Here is an 18,385-nt window from a genome sequence, read left to right as displayed (position 1 = left end):
GTTGGCTGCACTCGCTCACCCCATCTTAGTGAAAAATTGTTTCAATCATGGCAGAGTCATCAAGCCATCGATCCTATCTCTGATGAATATCCAGAATTAACGTTACACGACGCCTATCTCATCCAGCAAAAAGTTATTGCTTACCGGTTGGAAACAACTGGAGAGCGAATTGTCGGTAAAAAAATCGGTATCACTAGCCAAGCAGTTATGGATATATTGGACGTCGATCAACCCGATTTTGGCATTCTCACCTCAGATATGCATTACAAAAACAATGCCACTGTACCCATTGAACAATTAATTGCGCCGAAAGCTGAAGGTGAAATTGGTTTTATCCTGAAACACAATCTGTTATGACAAATTGACAGATTATTACCGGAGGAATAAAGAATAATGATCAACGAAGCAATTCAGGCAGCAAATGGCTTGGTAAGCATTGTCCCTCTCTTAGGGGGCAGCACTTCACGCAAAGATTATGATGAGGCTATAAAGCTGGTAGAATATCTGGTCGAGCACCATCCAGATAGTCCGCTGGTCGATATGCTTACAGCTAAAATTGACACATACGAAAGTAATGCGCCAGAGTTCAATGAACGTATTGCTAGCACACAAAGCGGTGTCGCAATTCTACGTACATTGATGGATCAGTACGGCCTGAATCAGACTGATTTTGAGGATGAAATAGGGAAGCGTTCCCTTGTTAGTCGTATTTTGAAAGGTGAACGTTCGTTAACGCTTGAAGCTATGCGTAAACTCTCAGTTCGTTTTGGTATACCGGTTAGTGTTTTTATTGATTAATTGATAGCAAAACGACACAACCGACAACTGCGGCCATTAAAAAATGCTGGCATTACCCGTGTAGTTGCGGGTTTTTAAATCATCATTCATGCAATTTCCCCTTTCTTCCCTTTTATTGTCTGACAGGCCAGTTGCAGCAATTCGGCCTGTAGGCTCCAAATTTCTTCCTGCGAATCTTTCAGCGCCGATCGAACCTCTTCCAGTTGCACGGTCAGATGCTCACCGGTAGTGCTGCGGCGGACCACCTCCTCGCGCAGCACCTTCTCACTGTCATTTAAAGTGAGCCTGAGGCCCTTTTCATTGGCTCTTAATGCGAGCAAAAAAGGTCGATGATTGCAAGCAAGCGGCTACCGCTAACTTTCCAGCAACTTCTGCGGTATTAACTAATACAGCCATATTGGCTTTCGCAGAAATTCCATCGGTTTCTCGATCCACCATTCTCATCAAATACTTTGTCAACGAGTTGCCAACAATATTTTTCTTCTTAGCCTCTAATACAGCTTCCTGTATAATTATATCAATCTTTTGATTATCCAGAGCATCCTCAGGCTTAGTTGGCGTCGTAATTAATACCCCTTTTCCTCCTGGCAGCATCCAATTTATCTCAATAGCTTTGGCAATGACGGCAAGTTCATCAAGGCGCTGTGGGCTTTTGAATCCGCTGGAACGGCAATAGAATGCAGGAAAATCATCCGACTGATAGGAGATGACTGGCACATTCCATGTCTCCAAAAACTCCAATGTTAATCCAATATCGAGGATATTTTTTGCACCAGCACATACGACAGCAACTCGGGAACGCGTTAACTGAGTCAAGTCTGCCGATATATCCATACTCGTCTCTGCCCCTCGATGTACCCCACCAATACCCGCAGAACAGAAGAATTTAATACCCGCTATTTCTGCTGCAAGTATTGACGATGCCACAGTGGTCGCCCCCATACCGCCACTCGCTAACACGACCGGAATATCTCGACTCGTGACCTTTGGAACGTGAGATGCTGTCGCAAATTTTTCAATTTGCTCATCTGACATTCCAATCAAAAATTCCCCCTTATCTATTCCTATCGTTGCGGGTATTGCCCCACTTTCACGAACAGCCTGCTCAACATTCTTAGCTGTTGTGACATTATCAGGATAATCCAAACCATGAGTAATCACATTAGATTCCAGAGCAACAACAGGCTTTCCTGATTCAAGTGCTTCTTTTACCTCAAGGCTGAATTTAAATGGAACCTTATTGCTGATATTCATACTATATACCTTTTAATTTTTTTGATATTATCGACTAAATACTGAACCTTGCAGATTATATTTCTATATCGCTGGTAATTTTAAAATTAGATTATTTTCTCAATCTCAGCAACACCTTCACTTTCCAACAGTTGATAGTGATCCGATATTAATTCAATTATTTTAGGCGACATTGATGAAATCACATCCGATTCCTCGATAAATGAATCATTATCTCTATTCGCCTTGAAAATAGTTATAGGTGCCTTTAGGTGTCTGTGATAAAGCTCATCAATACTGTACTTGAAATCATAAGTCAAAGTCACAATCCTAACGATACGTTTTACTAATGATGGTTCCAAGTTTTTAAAACGACTACATATAAAGTTAATAAATGTCGTTTCACTATTTACTTGTTCTAAGCAAGTTTTAACCATTGGGCTGTTGATTGAACGAGAAAATACAGAAAAAAGTATTTTAACAAAAGCCGGATTAGTAAATTCAGCGCCTTTATCCATATATTCCGCTTGCTTCATATCAAGATGAGGAGATCCCGGAGCCAATAAATTCAATGCGTTAACTTCTTCTCCCGCTTGTTCAAGCTGGTATGCAACTTCAAATGCTACTCGGGCACCAAATGAATATCCCCACAATATATATGGCCCTTCTGGCTGTATTTTCTTTATCTCTTTAATATCCTCTTCTGCCATTCTCTGGATAGAAGAAAACGGTATTTCACTCTCGTTTATCCCATATGCCTGTATTCCATAAAATGCCCGATCAGGAACGACTTTATTAGCAAGCAATCTCAAACTCATAGGATATCCGCCCAAACCCGGCCAACAGTAAATGGGGTCTTTGCTTGCCTGATTCAATAAAATTAATCTTGATATTGTTTTAGAGTCTGTCTGTTCAATCCACTTAGCCAATTCTGCTATATTAGGAGATTGAAAAAGTATCTGTAACGGAAAACGAATATTAAAGGCCGCATTGATCTTATTAACCATTGCAACGGCCATCAAAGAATTACCCCCACTTTCGAAAAAATCATCGAGGGCAGATACTGAATCCCATTTCAGTACTTCCATCCAAATTTTTCCAAGCCTTATTTCAGTATCTGTATGTAATGGCACCAATAGACGCTGTGTTGAAACATTCTCCACGGCTTTAGATTCTGATAAAGATTGATAATCCACTTTTCCATTGGCCGTCAAAGGTAATTTATCGAAAACTAATACCTTATTTGGAATCATATATTGAGGGAGTTGTTGTTGAAGATCATCTTTAATGATTTCAACTGGCCCTTTCATATGAACAACATCTTCTTTCATGCCTTCACACATATATTGCGCTTGGCTAATACCCCCACCTATGCAGAAATAAAATGCCGCCATAGGTCTATCAAGTGCATTGAGAATAGATCGCATCCTTTTCGCCGAAGGTAAATCGTTATTGCTCTTCGAACTGTAACCAGATGACATTAATCCAATATACAATGGATTACTTTGTAACGCATGTAACCGACGACCCAGTGTTATATAATAATGCCATTCAGGGACACAGCGTGGAATAATTGACACGCCAAAACTGGAGCGATCATAAACTTGCTGATTAATCGCAATAACATCCTTTTTTCGGACAATATCATCACTTATTCGTACAAATTCCCCGTTAGAAAAGTGATATAAACCACACGGCATCTCAGGTATTTTATGGGCATGTGTTTGTAAATAAATATCAGTCTCAAATGGCGGCAATCCATGTTCATAGCTACATATTTCAAATGCACCAAGATAATAATCCTGAATATCACCATCATACCAATCTGGACATTCATCTTGATATTCACTTTTACCAATACTCAAGCCAATTTCCGGTAATACGTCATCAAAAAGACCCATCATATGGCCCGCTTCCATTTCCAGAACTTCTTGTATATTGTTCTTATAAACGGGCTCAATGGCTTCATGCTTGCCAATAAAATGCACTTTTATCGTTGGCATTTGCCGACGACTCAATGTTGAAATTTTTATTAACTTATGTGTCACTGGATGATAATAGTAAATCCCCGCATCCAAACCGAGAACATTATGCAATTCAAAATACATTTGTGTCGCATAGAGAGCACCCGGTGAAGCATAGGCATATTTGGGCAATAAACGTTGATGGCTGGTAAACTGACCAAAATAACGCAATGCATAACCGAAATCATTCAGGGTTAGATGACTCAGTGGCAAAGAGCTAATTTCATTCGATTGAGTGGCTGTCAGCAATTTTTTTAATTTCTCTACCGTTATTTCTGTTCCCTCAAAATAGCGATATGTCTTGCGTCCAAATGCATATTCTCTCTGTTTTATCTCCCCTTCTTGATAAGGAAGTAAGAATGTAGGGCGATTTTCACATAACTCTTCACTTCGACAACCAGAATTAGAAAGTTGGGCTTTCACCTGTAGTTTATCGGCTTTTGATTTGTGATGTGAGCTACTATTACCTTGATCCATCAATGCAGCTTCTTTCTCATCTAATTCCACACACGCGATGAGATTTTGGAAACCCGTTCTGGCATCCTTCTTAATTAACATTGCCGCCGTCTTTATCCAGCTATGTTCTTCAATCGCATGGCGTATTTCATCAAGCTCAATACGGTAACCTCGTAATTTGACCTGGCTATCAACCCGACCAACAAAATAAGTATTACCATCAGCCCCTCTGGTTACCAGATCTCCCGTTCGATATAACCATTGATGTTGAGTTCCTGATACAAGGTGATTACAAATAAATTTATCTTTTGTCATTTCTGGTTTATGCAAATAACCACGTGCTAATTGAGCACCCGAAATATAAAGCTCGCCAATTTCGCCAACCGCCACAGGTAATCTATCATCATCAAGAACGTAGTATTCGGTATTATCTACAGGTGCACCAATCGAAATAGAGGTTTGATAATTCGGCAAAGTCTCATTTGTCACCCGGAAAAATGATGAATTAATCGTACATTCTGTCGGGCCATATAAATTGATTAATTCACAGTGAGTAAAACTATTCAAAAATTGCGTGGCTAATTTGGTTGTCAGCGCTTCTCCCCCACTGAATACTTGAGTCAATGATAAGCAATCCAAAAAATTAGGATTATCCAGTAACGCTTGTAGCAAAGTAGGAACACATTGCAAAGTCGTTACTTGATGCTGAAGAATGGTTTTAATAATTGCATCCGGATCGCGATAGCAACCTAAAGGACCCATAATCACTTGACCACCAATTGCAGGCGCTAGAATTTCCCATTGAGCCGCATCAAAACTCATTGGTGTTTTCTGTAAAATCCGGGAATGACATCCTAATTTGAACGCTTTTGCAAGAAATCTCATTTGATTTACAATACTGTGATGTTCAATCATCACTCCCTTTGGCTTACCCGTGCTACCAGAGGTATAAATAATATAAGCCAGACTAGTGGGTTTAGGAACTTGAACTGTGCCCAGAATATCTTCTATTGTTCGTGTTTTTATCGTCAGAGCGACATCTTCTGGTGTCATAATTAATACTGATTTTGGTGCAATGTCCTGTAGCTGTGCTTTTAAGTGCGATTGCGTAAAAATCACATCAATACCAGAATCTTCTATCATATATTTGAGGCGTTCAGTTGGATAGTCAGGCGATAACGGCAAATAAGCTTTATCCGCTGACAAAATACCCCATGCACCACAAATTAAATCTATAGAAGGATCACAAAAAAGCCCAATACCCACCGAATTCTTTGAGCTAATTTCTGACAGACAATACCCTATCTCTTTCACCCTCAAATAGAAATCAGCGTAACTGAGAGATTCTTCTTGATCAATAACAACATATCCATCTGCCTGGTGCTTAAGTTGACTCTCAAGCATATCCATCAATGTTATTGCTTCTTCTTTAAGATAAACATCATTGATTGAGTCACATTGTGTAATATTATTTTCTAACATTTTCGATAACTTTATATAATAATAAAATGAATATCTCCGTAGTTAAAAATGACATTTTATCTACGGAATTATAAGTGCCTTTTTGCTCATGATTTATGACTTATATTTTATTAAAATCATGCAATCAGTTAAATTCAACAAAGACATACCTTTCGAGGCAGATTAATACCCTTACCAATTACATTATTCAATGCTCTCCGAAAATAAAACGGTTATTATTCTCCACGGTAATACTGGAGTATTTTTTTGTAGTTTCGTGATAAAATTCATCTCATCACGATATGGAATTATCAATCAATTAATTCATTATTCTTTAAATATTCCAATATTATTCAATTGGTGCTTCTTCGAAAGAAGGAGGAAGCAAAGGAGTACTTGTAAATTGACTGGATGCTGCCCTATAAATAGTTAAACCCTGTTCTTTCCACAATTGATTCATCACATAAACCAGTTTCGGATTATGTTCTTCCTCTTCCTCTAATGCCCTGGCAATAATATGCGACCACTCCTGTTCCCAGACAGGATAAGTCATTTCGTCTTGCCTGAATGAATAAGTCTGATTAAGCGCCGAAAATTTGGCAGGCTTCGATAAATCAGTTGTTGAAAACAGAATGCACAACATGCCAACCCAGTAACATTTAATAATATTTTTACTTTCCTCAGCCGGTAAACGTGAAGCGATATTTTTCATTGCAAACAACGAGGTAATCAAATGAAGAAACAAAAAATCACCGGGTTTAGCGAGATAAATTAATGTCACGACATAAAATAACTGCGCCCAACTTTCTTCTACATTTTGCGTCTCAATCCAAACCGGCAAACGGTATATTTCTGGGTGACCTTGCATTAAAATACGTGCAATACGATATTGAAGACCAGATCTTTTTAATTCAGGATGTATTAAATCAGTATCGGCCAAATCTTCATTATCAATCAACGAATTCACCCAATCGGTCAATTCTGCTCTCCTCTGCTCCCACAGTGTTGAAATTCGCAATATAGAATCAAAAGCATTCTTATCGTTTAGCGAACTATCAATAAAAGCGCGTTCTGAATGGCAAGGAACGTACGAGAATGCCATGTAAGCAAGTCCTTCAATAATCATCCACGGATGATTAATATCCAATGCCCAACCTAAATGAATGGTACCGTGAGTTAATGCACCAGCCCACCCAGACAAAAGCGTTGGCATATATTCTTGTAATACTTGTTCAATCCCTTTCTGTTTAATTTCTTCTTCAAAATAATCACAGTAAGAAGAATAACTTGTTCGCTTACCCAAGAAATGTTTCCAGTTCGAACTATCTACCACGTGCTTTAATGTTTTAGGGGGTTCCAGCCCCATACCATAAGGCGTCAATTTAACATAATTATCATAATAGTCTTTAATTCTGCTAGCACTGATCCCTAAACCATGCAGTGCTATAACAGCATGTTTAATGTGATTCGTCAGGTGACCGTTAAATTCAATGTGATATGAGCGATCATTAAGTAGTTTATTAATCATTTTTTTACCCTACCCTTATTTTAACTCAGTTGTTTTTCTAGTGAGATAAATTCCAATTAACACAAACAGTACTCCAACAATTTTTACCAACCCGGGCGTCATCCCCTGATATAGCCAATCAAGTAGTACCGCTGATAACATTTGCCCGGCAATAACAAGGACAGCGGCATTCATCGCCCCTAATTTAGGAAAAATATAGCTACTGACTGCTACAAACAAAGCGCCAAACACCCCACCCATATAAGCCGCGGTTGGGATAACGCTAAAATCCCATTTATTCCATTGCCAGCTCGATAAAAGTGTTAATATCACTGTTAAGAGAAAAAAACCACCTATATGATTCCAAAGCGAAGCACCAAAAGAACCTATCGAGACACTTAACTGCCCATTAATCGTCCTTGTCGCCGCGATAAATATGCCATTTAAAAAGGCAATAAAAATCAAGCTCAGCATTAGTTACTTCCCCCAAATAGAATTAATATACTGCCAAATAGAACAAAGAAAATCACATAAAAATCTTGTATCACTATCTTTCTTTTTCTTGTTCCTAAAAACCCAAAGCGATCAGCAACCAAACCAAAAAGTATTTGTCCAACTAACCCTAATGAAATTGTACTGGATAATGGTAGTCCACCATTAATAGCAATAGCCGCCAGCACAACGGTAAATGCACCAGGAATACCACCAAGATAAAACCATATAGGAATATTTGATTTCTTATGTTTACTTTCATCTATTTCTTTCCTAGAAAAGAGCTTAGATACAATAATAAACAATATCAAAGCAACAATCGCGCCAATGCCATGAGCCACCCATGATGCAAAAAAGGGTGTTGTACTTTCTGACAGCATACTATTGGTGTAAATCATCAACGTCAGTAGACTTCCACCAATAACTGCCAGTAAGATATTTCTTATCGTATTAATCATTTAAGTATATTTTCCTCAATAATACGAAGTACGTCATCAAAACAATTAGCTATCCAAGTTGGCTTGGCTTCTTTCAACATATCGACATTATGTATACCATATGTCACCGCTATTGATCGCAGACCAACGGCATTTGCCATATGAATATCGTGAGTTGTATCACCTACCATAACTGCCATCTCTGGTGTAGCACCGTAATATTCCAAAATTTTCCTTCCTGATTCTGGATCAGGTTTAGGTTTTGAAACGTGATCAGCACCAATTACCTCATCAAATACAACGTCTATACCAGCAGCCTGAAGTAATGCTGTTGCACTTGCGGTAAATTTGCTGGTCGCTACAGATAATTTCACTCCCTTTTTATTTAAAGAGATTAATCCATCTTCAACACCAGGAAATAATAATTCCTTTGCTTTCGGCAGAATACATCGACGATACTGTAATTGATATTGTTCAACAGCTTTAGCGATTAACGCCTCTTCAGGCGATATATTCAAGAGCGTTGCAAATGCTTTCTCTAAGGGCAGACCAATTGTAGTACAGATGTTTTCATTTCCTACCAATGGAATGTTTAATCCCTTAAAAACAGCATTGAATGTTTCCACTATTGCGCGAGAAGTATCAAACAATGTACCATCTAAATCGAAAATGATTATTTTATTCATTAAAAAAATACCTTTAAAAAATCATTAATTATAAAATAATTTAATAACCTGGAGACTTAATCAACAAATCTTCTTTAAATTTAATTTCAGGAAAATAAACCTCTTCATTCCATTTAGCCTTTTCGATCGGCTCTAATGAAATGGAAATAACATCCTCTTTACAACCAAACGCTTTTTTTACCACCTTCGTCAATTCTAAAGATAAGATATCTTTATCTTCTTGTAAGAGGTTAGCAGGAAAATGTTTTATATTAATATGTGGCATATGTCATCCTTTTATACCCGTCATCTTTCAAGTTGCCATAGGGTATAGATCTAAAAAATAATTAATCTATTTTTATTATATCGCATTCACGATGGTTTATACGTTCCAAAATATCGATCACCAAAATCACCTATGCCAGGATTCATAAAAGCATCTTTATTAAGCCCATTCTCTATTGAAGAGGTAATCAGTTTAATTGTCGGGTATGATGTCATGATTCTATTAAGACCAACAGGAGAAGAAAGAAAATTAACAACAATAATATTATCTTCAGGTACTTCTCTTTCTTTTAATAAATCGATAGCCTTAGCTAATGATCCTCCTGTAGCCAACATAGGTTCAAAAAGTAAAATAGTTCTCTCCGCAATATCATCAGGTAAGTTCGAATAATAATAATGAGGAAGTTTTGTTAATTTATCCCTTTGAATAAGAATTTTTCCCATTGGGGAATCAGGATACATTCTTCGATACTCGCCCTCTATACTTTCTCCCGCACGTATTACCGAAACACCACAAAGCTTAGTATTTAAAATCGCTCCATTATAAATATCCCCAATTGGGGTTTGAATATTATGAGAGGTATAAGGTAGCAACTCAGATGCTGCCTCTAATAATAAACGAATGATACGATCAGAATAAAATACAAACTCCGATTGTTCGGCTTTACGATTACGCGCTTTTGTATGCAAAGAAGTCAAATATTGACTTTTCGGCAAAACATGCACGTTTTTATAATTCTCCATTATAACTCCAACTCATATTTATAGATAAATGTTATTCAGCCGTACTTGGTCTCAAATAAACCCGTGATAATTAACGTGCCTATTTAGATCATCACATATCGATTAAAAGATAAACTCTCATATCCATTCTCTTAATGCAATAGGCCGAAGCTACAGAATATTTTATATACTACTGCTTTATTGTTTAAATAGTTGTATTTAGCAACAAAATCAAAAATAGGTTCTTAAATTCAAGCCATATTTTCAGACTTGTCTTATTTCTCTATAAACCTTTATATGGAACCCTAATCTGACTTGTCAGAAAAATAAAAAATAGACCCGTTATCTTTCAAGTTGCCTCTTTGTTGGCTGCGATGACCGAACATTAAACCTACATAATGTAACAATTTCTTATAGTTAATATATACGATAATACATTTTGCCGAATAAATTGCAGAAAACTATTATAGCTCTTACCAGAATCATCAAGAAATGCTAAAGTTGAAGGATATGAATATTTCAAATGAGCATGCCATATGATCCAGGAAAAACGTGTTATTCGTCGAATCCAGTCTGGTGGTTGTGCGATCCACTGCCAGGATTGTAGCATTAGCCAACTGTGTATTCCTTTTACCTTGAATGAACACGAGCTTGACCAGCTTGATAATATCATCGAGCGTAAGAAACCTATCCAGAAAGGGCAAACGTTATTTAAAGCGGGCGATGAGTTGAAATCTCTTTATGCTATCCGTTCTGGCACCATTAAAAGCTACACCATCACCGAAGAAGGTGATGAGCAGATTACAGGTTTCCACCTCGCAGGGGATTTAGTCGGTTTTGATGCGATCCTCAATACTCAGCATCCAAGTTTTGCTCAGGCTCTGGAAACATCAATGGTCTGTGAAATTCCGTTTGAAACACTTGATGATCTGTCCGGCAAAATGCCTAATCTCCGCCAGCAAATGATGCGCTTGATGAGTGGAGAAATTAAAGGCGACCAAGAAATGATACTGCTGTTATCTAAGAAAAACGCGGAAGAACGGTTAGCCGCGTTTATTTATAATCTCTCTCGTCGTTTCGCTCAGCGGGGTTTCTCACCGAAAGAATTCCGTTTAACCATGACCCGCAGTGATATTGGTAATTATCTGGGTTTAACGGTTGAAACTATTAGTCGTCTGCTTGGGCGTTTCCAGAAAAACCAAACTCTCGGTGTAAAAGGTAAATACATCACGATTGAAAACATGGATAAGTTGTCTGAGTTAGTCGGAAAAAAATCTGTTTCAATTACCTAATCTTAAAACCAGATCACCTTATTTTGTTGATCTGGTTCTCCTCTAACCTGTTCGGTTTGCTTATATTGGTTTATCTTTAGTATTGAAGCGTGAGTATTGAAGCGTGTTTTGTCTAGCCTCTGTGAGGATACCATTATGGCAAACTATCAAAACCTTTTAGTTGTAATTGACCCAAGTCAGGACGATCAACCGGCATTAAGGCGTGCAGTTTATATCGTGCAACGTAACGGTGGCCGGATTAAAGCTTTCTTGCCCATTTATGATCTTTCTTATGAGATGACCACCTTACTCTCCCCAGAAGAAGGTAGTACTATGCGTAAAGGTGTTACCAGCCAACGCACGGCCTGGCTTAAACAACAAGCGTATTACTATCTGGAAGCCGGTATTGATATTGAAATAAAAGTGGTATGGCATAATCGACCTTATGAAGCGATTATCCAAGAGGTCATTACAGGTAATCACGATTTACTTCTGAAAATGACGCATAAACATGACAAGCTAGGCTCCTTGATTTTTACCCCACTTGACTGGCAATTACTCCGTAAATGTCCATGTCCAGTATGGATGGTAAAAGATCAGATCTGGCCGGACCAAGGCTCGGTTGTAGTCGCGGTCAATTTATCCAATGAAGAATCATACCACCATGAATTGAACCTGAAATTGGTTAAGGAAACTCAGGAACTGGCAAATCAAGTCATGAAAAATCCGGAAATTCATTTGGTCAGCGCTTATCCTGTTGCACCACTGAATATCGCTATTGAGCTACCCGATTTCAACCCAAGTGTCTATAACCATGCTCTACGTGGCCAGCATCTTATTGCCATGAAAGAATTGCGCCAAACATTCTGCATTGATGAAAAATATACTCATATCCATGAAGGATTACCGGAGAGTGTTATTCCCCAAATGTGTGATGAGATGAATGCGGGCATTATTGTTCTTGGTATCCTCGGCAGAACTGGGCTGTCCGCTGCTTTTCTGGGAAATACCGCAGAACATGTGATAGACCATCTTAAATGTGACATTCTGACAATCAAACCTGATGGTTTTGAATGTCCAATTAAAGCCGCTAAAGAGTAATAGGATGATAATCATCTATTTGGCGATAAAACCCGAAACAGATTTTCGTCCCAGTTTTTATCGCCAGATAAACGGTTCAGGCAGTGTCACACCGAGGATCTCCTCACGAGCTATACGCCAGAAAAGACGAATACCCGCTTTAACTTGATAAGTTTCTTTTCCCAATACCTTAAAGATTAGACCACACTGATGGGGTAAACGACTGGTACCACTCGCTATACCTGTTTCAGCATCGTACTGAGGAGCCATCCGCGCCAGAATACGATCGTGATGAAGCTGAGGTGTCAGCAAGATCACATTGCCAAATACATGAAACGGCCCCATCACCCCCACACTGTTCAATGACTGCTTTTTGGGCTCCAGTACATAACGCTCTGTAAACAATATCTTGCCATCAAAATCAGTTGCCGTAATACGTGATGAGTAAACATCAAATTTAAACCCCTGATCAGCAAGGTGGTATTTGCGACCGGACATAATAATTTCAGAATAAATAAGGGTGGCGGTCGGATGGATGGTTATTTGAGTATCGGTAATAAACCGAGAGCCGCTGTGAGGTATTACCGGATCGGGCATCATTTCCAGATAGCCTCCCTGCTCTATCTGGATAGTTTGTACTTGCGCTGCGTAGTTATTTTCCATCGAATGAATCTTAGTCGCCGATTGGGTAGTGACATGACCAAACGCCTCTGGAGCGACATGAATGTCCAGCGCCAATCTATCCCCTTGCAAGATACATCCCGATGTGGAGATCATAAATACGCACGGCATCTGCGGCAGTGCCTCATCCCAATACAATGCCCGCTGGACCAAATAAGGAACCCGACGTTTCATTTGTGCCAAAATGCTGCGATCACCACGCCGGGCAAATCCCAACCGTAGATAACCACTTTTACCGACATCACCGCTTGCCATCTGGGGCGGTTCATCCTGAAATCGTGCAAGTTCCGGCGCGTTGACACCAAGATTATTTGCCTGTTGACACGCTTCTCCAATATTTTGTGGCAAGCGGGTGGAAGTCATTGTGTCGCCTGTAATGAATGGGTAAACAGGAAATCACGCATGATCATATTTACCAACGTTTCAACACCCTCACCGGTTTTGCAATTGGTAAGGATATAAGGACGCTGACCACGTACAACTTGAGTGTCATGCTCCATCACCGCCAGACTGGCACCAACATAAGGCGCTAAATCAATTTTGTTGATCACCAAAATATCGGCCTGTACCAAACCCGGACCGTTCTTACGCGGAATTTTCTCCCCTTCAGCGACATCAATCACATAAATATAAAAATCTGCCAACGCCGGACTAAAAGTGAGTGTCAGATTATCACCACCACTTTCAATCAACACAACGTCGCTGTCAGGAAAACGCGCTTCCATCTCCTCTACCGCAGCAATATTCATACTGGGATCTTCACGCACCGCGGTATGAGGACACGCACCGGTTTCCACACCAAGTATCTTTTCTTCATCCAAAATGCCTTTCAAGGTACGTTTAACCTGTTTAGCATCCTCAGTGGTAACAATATCATTGGTGATAATCAGAGGTTTTATTCCGCGCTGAATTAAGATAGGGGTGATCACTTCAATAACGGCAGTCTTGCCTGAACCCACCGGACCGCCAATACCAATTCGGGTAATTTTTTTCACAAGGATTTCCTCATACGATTAAGAGGGGGTTAAAAGCGATATCAGAATCAAGTTAATTACTGAATAACCGGGTAAATGCGCTAACGTGCAATGCCGCCAGAACATCGGTCATCGGTGCATAAGATGTCATCTGTTCAATCCCTCCCTTTTCCGCCTCATCACAAAACAGTTCAATATCTTGATTCAATGAGAACAAGATACGTTGAATGTCAATATGGGTAACACGCATCAGGCGTATAGCCGCGCTGAGTATCGTCATTGCAACGCCATATTGATGCATGACGATCACTTCACGTGGAGCCGCACCCAATGCACTCATGACGACCGCCAAAGTAATCGGATAGGTACCGGCGGCAATATCGCTCTTTATTTGTGCTAACCACCATGCAATTAATGACTCACCGGTGACTTCAACCGCCATTTCCGCTAACTTTTTCCCCATCCGCGTGACCATAGTGCGACTTTCTTCATTTAATTTGCGGTTGAATATTGCCCAATCATGGGAGATAGCCGCATCATGCTGCCCACTATTTAGCGCCTGACACGCAGCCATTACCGCGCGGCCATCACTACTCACCGCCTGTAACAACGCTGTACGCGTAAAGTCGCTTAATGTTGCCACGTCATATACGATTTTGCTCTGAATGGCCGATTCCAAACCGTTTGAGAAAGAAAATGCGCCAACAGGCAGTACTGAATCCGCAAACTGCATGATTCTGATTAAGCGGAGAGCATTCATTTTAGTTTGATCACATGCTGGTTCAGAAATGTATTATCGACATGAACGTGTGTCGCGGAATCCTCTGCACCACCGAATAACAGGCGAGCCTCTGAGTTGTTAAGAGAAGGCAATATCTCTTCACCTTTAACAAAGGAGTAAGGCAATGCATGAAAACCGTGGGTTTTCATGACTGAATCCATAACCTTAGTTGATACTGTCAGCGGAATATAAATCTGATTATATTTAATCACTGATTTCCAATGCTGGTTACCTAAAGCATGACCAAGTTCAAAGCTCGTTTTCATTACCGTCTCTACATCTAATGACAGCAATGATTTCAGGTGAATAACCATCACATCACGCAAGCTCATTTGAACAATAACTGCCAGTCCTTTAGCTTCGTCCCACAATAAAACGTCGCCATCAGACAATATCTGATGACGGTCAAGGGAAATACCCAAATCCAACCCGTTAAGGGTGGATTTACGACAACGGCTTTTTTGCGCTTCCCATTGCGAAAGCACCAAGATATCTGGCGAGATCCCTTGCAAGCGATCTCGCCAGAAAACATCCTTTTTGGCATTACCAAGAATCTGTTCAATAACAATCATAAGATAATCCTCTGAACGCATGGATCGGTTAATCCGGCCAGAAAAATATTCTCTGACCGGCAGCAAAAAATAGGTTAACTAAAGAAATAGCGCTGATTGAGCGCGACTGTCCTGACCGGTTTTACTGTGGCATATTCACCATTCACCCTGACGGCAAAGGTTTCTGCATCCACTTCAATCGTGGGCGTTTCAGCATTACGCACCATATCTTTCTTAGAGATAGCCCGGCAGTTGTGCACTGCCATAACTTGGCGCTCCAAACCAAGGCTCTCTTTTACCCCCAGTTCCATTGCTGCTTGGGATACAAAAGTGACACAGGTTTCCTGAAGAGTTTTGCCCAATGCGCCAAACATCGGACGATAAAATGTCGGTTGTGGTGTCGGCAGTGAAGCATTTGGGTCCCCCATCACCGCCCAATTAATCATCCCGCCTTTGATGACCAACTTAGGTTTTACGCCAAAAAAACGTGGCTCCCACAGCACAAGATCCGCCATTTTTCCCACTTCAACTGAACCGAGCACATGGCTTATTCCCTGAGCAATAGCCGGGTTAATCGTAATTTTGGCGACGTAACGTAATACACGGAAGTTATCGTTATGTGCTGCATCCTCCGGCAACTTGCCACGCGCCGCTTTCATGGCATGAGCAGTTTGCATCACACGCAACCAGTTTTCTCCCACCCGCCCCATAGCCTGAGAATCACTGGAAAACATCGACAGTACGCCCATATCGTGCAAAACATTCTCCGCCGCAATGGTCTCTGGACGTACACGGCTTTCCGAAAATGCAACATCAGCCGGCACTTTGGGATTAAGGTTATGGCAAACCATAATCATATCAAACAATTCTGCCTGGCTATTGATACCGTAAGGCAGGGTAGGATTAGTCGAACTAGGCAACACATTCATCTGGCTGGCAACTTTAATGATATCCGGTGCATGCCCGCCACCGGCACCTTCGGTGTGGAAAGTATGAATGGTGCGACCTTCAAAAGCATCAATGGTATCCTCAACATAACCACCTTCATTCAAGCTATCGGTGTGCACCGCGACTTGGATATCCATTTCATCCGCTACGCGTAAGGCATTACGCAATGCGGAGTTAGTTGCGCCCCAGTCCTCATGCACTTTCAACCCGGCAACACCCGCTTTGATCTGCTCAACCAGCGGCATAGCCACCGCAGCATGGCCTTTTCCCAAAATACCTACGTTAACCGGTAAACTCTCAAAAGCACGCAGCATGCGGTGGATATGCCACGGACCAGCGGTAACAGTAGTGCCGTTAGTGCCATCAGTGGGACCAACACCACCGCCAAAGAAAGTCGTCACACCATTGGATAAAGCATGTTCAACCTGTTGAGGAGAAATAAAATGAATATGGGTATCAATGCCAGCAGCCGTGAGGATGAGATGTTCACCGGATATCGCATCAGTACTAACACCAACTACCATACCGGGGGTAACACCATTCATCATGTTAGGATTACCACTTTTACCTATCCCGACAATGCGTCCCCCTTTTATGCCGACATCCGCTTTAATAACACCTTGCCGGGCATCCAAAATAGTGACGCTGGTAATCACCAAATCCAAGATGTTTTCGCTGGTCATTCGGTTATCCGCACCCATACCATCACGCAGCGATTTGCCCCCGCCATAGACCGATTCATCACCGTAACCGCGCAGATCTTTTTCAATTTCAATAAATAGATTGGTATCACCCAAGCGGATCTTATCGCCAGTCGTCGGGCCAAAAAGACCTACATATTCCTGCCGGGAAATGGTTGGCATAGTTTATTCCTTTGTTCGAAAGATTTTCCGACGTTCGTCAACTCTACCTTGAATTTATTCGATTCTACTACCCGGCATGTAACCAGGTTGTCTCCACAGGCTCATCAATAGCAACCGGACTTTTACCCGCCCAACCATCGACTAAATTATTAAATCCATAAACGTTTTGTTTCCCACCAATCGGGATTAATGACACTTCGATTTCATCACCGGGTTCAAAACGAATAGCAGTTGTTGCTGTGATATTAAGTCGTTTACCAAACGCAGCCGCACGATTAAATTGCAACGCTTTATTTACTTCAAAAAAATGGAAATGAGATCCCACCTGAATAGGGCGATCACCTGAATTACGAACTCTTAATTGAATAACCGGACGATCTTCATTAAAGGAGATCGGGTCTTTAGCCAGAATATACCCCCCCAACGGAGTAACATCTTCTTTATTATTTTTTTCCATCGGAAAATCTCCACGTTAAGACGTGAGTCAAGACATAAGTTAATATTTTGTCTAGATAATTTTTCCTGCTATTTACAATTTGCTTCAACAATTATTGAATGGGGTCATGCACCGTGACCAAACGACTACCATCAGTAAATATTGCTTCAACCTGTACATGCGGAATAAGATCAGCAACGCCATCCATCACATCCTCTTTAGTCAGAACATGCCTGGAATCATCCATCACTTCTTCCAATGTTTTCCCCTCTCGGGCACCTTCCAATGCAGCCGCAGTAATAATTGCGACGGCTTCAGGATAATTGAGTTTTAAACCGCGAGACTTACGCTTTAATGCGACATCAGCCAGTGTATATACCATGAGTTTTTCGATTTCCCTTGGTGTTAATTGCATAAAACCCCCTAATCGTCGCGATGCATCCTGAAATCCATTGGATATAGAACTTAATACAATTTTTCCAACAGACTTTATTCAAAAGCTGCTGTCCCTATCCGAATATTGATTTATACCCGTCATCTTTCAAGTTGCCTCTTTGTTGGCCGCACTCACTCACCCCGGTCACATCGTTATCTATGCTCCCGGGGATTCGCTCCCTTGCCGCCGCGATACATCTTGAAATCAATAGGGTATAGATAATCTTTTAGTAAAAAATCTTTGACACAAAGAGCATAATATGTCAATTAAGATCATTCTTCTC

20 protein-coding genes and 1 pseudogene are annotated in these 18,385 nt (G+C 40.6%); 4 read left to right on the top strand and 17 right to left on the bottom strand.

Features of this window, described 5'->3' with window-relative positions:
• Nucleotides 1-36 precede the first annotated feature (36 nt).
• Together PluTT01m_RS11345 and PluTT01m_RS11340 are read left to right on the top strand one after the other, a co-directional pair.
• Entirely contained in the window at nucleotides 37-357 is a 321-nt protein-coding gene (locus PluTT01m_RS11345; protein WP_229008934.1) for a 2-keto-4-pentenoate hydratase, read from the top strand.
• Nucleotides 358-393: 36 nt separating this feature from the next.
• Nucleotides 394-798: a helix-turn-helix domain-containing protein gene (locus PluTT01m_RS11340; protein WP_011146442.1), complete on the top strand. Its 405-nt coding sequence runs from the start codon at nucleotides 394-396 to the stop codon at nucleotides 796-798.
• A gap of 86 nt (nucleotides 799-884) precedes the next feature.
• Here PluTT01m_RS11340 and PluTT01m_RS26890 read toward each other — a convergent pair whose 3' ends face one another.
• The 10 genes and pseudogenes from PluTT01m_RS26890 to upp form a co-directional block, all read right to left on the bottom strand.
• Nucleotides 885-1,058: a hypothetical protein gene (locus tag PluTT01m_RS26890; protein ID WP_157866900.1), complete on the bottom strand. Its 174-nt coding sequence runs from the start codon at nucleotides 1,056-1,058 to the stop codon at nucleotides 885-887.
• 37 nt (nucleotides 1,059-1,095) lie between these two features.
• Nucleotides 1,096-2,052 carry a pseudouridine-5'-phosphate glycosidase gene (locus PluTT01m_RS11335; protein WP_011146441.1) on the bottom strand — a complete coding sequence of 319 codons (957 nt, stop codon included), beginning with the start codon at nucleotides 2,050-2,052 and terminating at the stop codon, nucleotides 1,096-1,098.
• 86 nt (nucleotides 2,053-2,138) lie between these two features.
• Complete coding sequence (locus PluTT01m_RS28390; protein WP_434086430.1) at nucleotides 2,139-3,284, bottom strand: thioesterase domain-containing protein; 1,146 nt, start codon at nucleotides 3,282-3,284, stop codon at nucleotides 2,139-2,141.
• A 1,389-nt stretch (nucleotides 3,285-4,673) separates the two neighbouring features.
• Nucleotides 4,674-5,915, bottom strand: a pseudogene (locus tag PluTT01m_RS28385) (amino acid adenylation domain-containing protein); the annotation flags it as partial.
• A gap of 406 nt (nucleotides 5,916-6,321) precedes the next feature.
• A complete protein-coding gene (locus tag PluTT01m_RS11325) occupies nucleotides 6,322-7,500 on the bottom strand; it encodes a questin oxidase family protein (protein WP_011146439.1) in 1,179 nt (392 codons plus the stop codon).
• A 15-nt stretch (nucleotides 7,501-7,515) separates the two neighbouring features.
• Nucleotides 7,516-7,953 carry a DMT family transporter gene (locus PluTT01m_RS11320; RefSeq protein WP_011146438.1) on the bottom strand — a complete coding sequence of 146 codons (438 nt, stop codon included), beginning with the start codon at nucleotides 7,951-7,953 and terminating at the stop codon, nucleotides 7,516-7,518.
• Entirely contained in the window at nucleotides 7,953-8,429 is a 477-nt protein-coding gene (locus PluTT01m_RS11315; RefSeq protein ID WP_011146437.1) for a DMT family transporter, read from the bottom strand. Before PluTT01m_RS11315 ends, PluTT01m_RS11320 begins: the two co-directional genes overlap by 1 nt.
• Nucleotides 8,426-9,094, bottom strand: a complete 669-nt coding sequence (locus PluTT01m_RS11310) for an HAD family hydrolase (RefSeq protein ID WP_011146436.1) — start codon at nucleotides 9,092-9,094, stop codon at nucleotides 8,426-8,428. The genes PluTT01m_RS11315 and PluTT01m_RS11310 overlap by 4 nt, the downstream gene beginning before the upstream one ends.
• A 40-nt stretch (nucleotides 9,095-9,134) precedes the next feature.
• Nucleotides 9,135-9,359, bottom strand: a complete 225-nt coding sequence (gene pptA / locus PluTT01m_RS11305; RefSeq protein ID WP_011146435.1) for a tautomerase PptA — start codon at nucleotides 9,357-9,359, stop codon at nucleotides 9,135-9,137.
• A gap of 86 nt (nucleotides 9,360-9,445) precedes the next feature.
• On the bottom strand, nucleotides 9,446-10,102 hold the full coding sequence (gene upp, locus PluTT01m_RS11300; protein WP_011146434.1) for a uracil phosphoribosyltransferase: 657 nt from the start codon (nucleotides 10,100-10,102) through the stop codon (nucleotides 9,446-9,448).
• A gap of 515 nt (nucleotides 10,103-10,617) precedes the next feature.
• On the opposite strand from upp, the gene PluTT01m_RS11295 reads away from it, so the two are divergent.
• Entirely contained in the window at nucleotides 10,618-11,373 is a 756-nt protein-coding gene (locus PluTT01m_RS11295) for a fumarate/nitrate reduction transcriptional regulator Fnr (protein WP_011146433.1), read from the top strand.
• 135 nt (nucleotides 11,374-11,508) lie between these two features.
• The gene (uspE, locus tag PluTT01m_RS11290; protein WP_011146432.1) at nucleotides 11,509-12,453 is read left to right on the top strand and encodes a universal stress protein UspE; all 945 of its coding nucleotides are present in this window, start codon (nucleotides 11,509-11,511) and stop codon (nucleotides 12,451-12,453) included.
• A gap of 57 nt (nucleotides 12,454-12,510) precedes the next feature.
• Here the strand turns inward: uspE and PluTT01m_RS11285 are convergent, their stop codons facing one another.
• The 7 genes from PluTT01m_RS11285 to PluTT01m_RS11255 form a co-directional block, all read right to left on the bottom strand.
• Entirely contained in the window at nucleotides 12,511-13,476 is a 966-nt protein-coding gene (locus PluTT01m_RS11285; protein WP_011146431.1) for an urease accessory protein UreD, read from the bottom strand.
• Nucleotides 13,473-14,108, bottom strand: coding sequence for an urease accessory protein UreG (ureG, locus tag PluTT01m_RS11280; RefSeq protein ID WP_011146430.1), 636 nt, complete (start codon nucleotides 14,106-14,108; stop codon nucleotides 13,473-13,475). Before ureG ends, PluTT01m_RS11285 begins: the two co-directional genes overlap by 4 nt.
• Nucleotides 14,109-14,160: 52 nt before the next feature.
• Nucleotides 14,161-14,847 (bottom strand): urease accessory protein UreF, encoded by a 687-nt coding sequence (locus PluTT01m_RS11275; RefSeq protein WP_011146429.1) that lies wholly within the window; start codon nucleotides 14,845-14,847, stop codon nucleotides 14,161-14,163.
• Complete coding sequence (locus PluTT01m_RS11270; protein WP_011146428.1) at nucleotides 14,844-15,440, bottom strand: urease accessory protein UreE; 597 nt, start codon at nucleotides 15,438-15,440, stop codon at nucleotides 14,844-14,846. The genes PluTT01m_RS11275 and PluTT01m_RS11270 overlap by 4 nt, the downstream gene beginning before the upstream one ends.
• Before the next feature lie 74 nt (nucleotides 15,441-15,514).
• Nucleotides 15,515-17,230 carry an urease subunit alpha gene (locus PluTT01m_RS11265; protein ID WP_011146427.1) on the bottom strand — a complete coding sequence of 572 codons (1,716 nt, stop codon included), beginning with the start codon at nucleotides 17,228-17,230 and terminating at the stop codon, nucleotides 15,515-15,517.
• Between the two features lie 67 nt (nucleotides 17,231-17,297).
• Nucleotides 17,298-17,687, bottom strand: a complete 390-nt coding sequence (locus PluTT01m_RS11260) for an urease subunit beta (protein WP_011146426.1) — start codon at nucleotides 17,685-17,687, stop codon at nucleotides 17,298-17,300.
• 91 nt (nucleotides 17,688-17,778) lie between these two features.
• On the bottom strand, nucleotides 17,779-18,081 hold the full coding sequence (locus tag PluTT01m_RS11255) for an urease subunit gamma (RefSeq protein WP_011146425.1): 303 nt from the start codon (nucleotides 18,079-18,081) through the stop codon (nucleotides 17,779-17,781).
• Nucleotides 18,082-18,385: the final 304 nt, after the last annotated feature.

The organism is Photorhabdus laumondii subsp. laumondii (assembly GCF_003343245.1).
Lineage (GTDB): Bacteria > Pseudomonadota > Gammaproteobacteria > Enterobacterales > Enterobacteriaceae > Photorhabdus > Photorhabdus laumondii.
The sequence above is the reverse complement of the archived record's forward strand: the minus strand, read 5'-3'. Positions and strand labels throughout refer to the sequence as shown.

What these genes read in the sequence shown, in the direction of transcription:
- PluTT01m_RS11340 (WP_011146442.1), top strand. Translation starts at nt 394, where the DNA reads ATGATCAACGAAGCAATTCAGGCAGCAAATGGCTTGGTAAGCATTGTC.
- PluTT01m_RS11335 (WP_011146441.1), bottom strand. Translation starts at nt 2,052, where the DNA reads ATGAATATCAGCAATAAGGTTCCATTTAAATTCAGCCTTGAGGTAAAA.
- PluTT01m_RS28390 (WP_434086430.1), bottom strand. Translation starts at nt 3,284, where the DNA reads ATGATTCCAAATAAGGTATTAGTTTTCGATAAATTACCTTTGACGGCC.
- PluTT01m_RS11325 (WP_011146439.1), bottom strand. Translation starts at nt 7,500, where the DNA reads ATGATTAATAAACTACTTAATGATCGCTCATATCACATTGAATTTAAC.
- PluTT01m_RS11320 (WP_011146438.1), bottom strand. Translation starts at nt 7,953, where the DNA reads ATGCTGAGCTTGATTTTTATTGCCTTTTTAAATGGCATATTTATCGCG.
- PluTT01m_RS11315 (WP_011146437.1), bottom strand. Translation starts at nt 8,429, where the DNA reads ATGATTAATACGATAAGAAATATCTTACTGGCAGTTATTGGTGGAAGT.
- PluTT01m_RS11310 (WP_011146436.1), bottom strand. Translation starts at nt 9,094, where the DNA reads ATGAATAAAATAATCATTTTCGATTTAGATGGTACATTGTTTGATACT.
- pptA (WP_011146435.1), bottom strand. Translation starts at nt 9,359, where the DNA reads ATGCCACATATTAATATAAAACATTTTCCTGCTAACCTCTTACAAGAA.
- upp (WP_011146434.1), bottom strand. Translation starts at nt 10,102, where the DNA reads ATGGAGAATTATAAAAACGTGCATGTTTTGCCGAAAAGTCAATATTTG.
- PluTT01m_RS11295 (WP_011146433.1), top strand. Translation starts at nt 10,618, where the DNA reads ATGATCCAGGAAAAACGTGTTATTCGTCGAATCCAGTCTGGTGGTTGT.
- uspE (WP_011146432.1), top strand. Translation starts at nt 11,509, where the DNA reads ATGGCAAACTATCAAAACCTTTTAGTTGTAATTGACCCAAGTCAGGAC.
- PluTT01m_RS11285 (WP_011146431.1), bottom strand. Translation starts at nt 13,476, where the DNA reads ATGACTTCCACCCGCTTGCCACAAAATATTGGAGAAGCGTGTCAACAG.
- PluTT01m_RS11275 (WP_011146429.1), bottom strand. Translation starts at nt 14,847, where the DNA reads ATGAATGCTCTCCGCTTAATCAGAATCATGCAGTTTGCGGATTCAGTA.
- PluTT01m_RS11270 (WP_011146428.1), bottom strand. Translation starts at nt 15,440, where the DNA reads ATGATTGTTATTGAACAGATTCTTGGTAATGCCAAAAAGGATGTTTTC.
- PluTT01m_RS11265 (WP_011146427.1), bottom strand. Translation starts at nt 17,230, where the DNA reads ATGCCAACCATTTCCCGGCAGGAATATGTAGGTCTTTTTGGCCCGACG.
- PluTT01m_RS11260 (WP_011146426.1), bottom strand. Translation starts at nt 17,687, where the DNA reads ATGGAAAAAAATAATAAAGAAGATGTTACTCCGTTGGGGGGGTATATT.
- PluTT01m_RS11255 (WP_011146425.1), bottom strand. Translation starts at nt 18,081, where the DNA reads ATGCAATTAACACCAAGGGAAATCGAAAAACTCATGGTATATACACTG.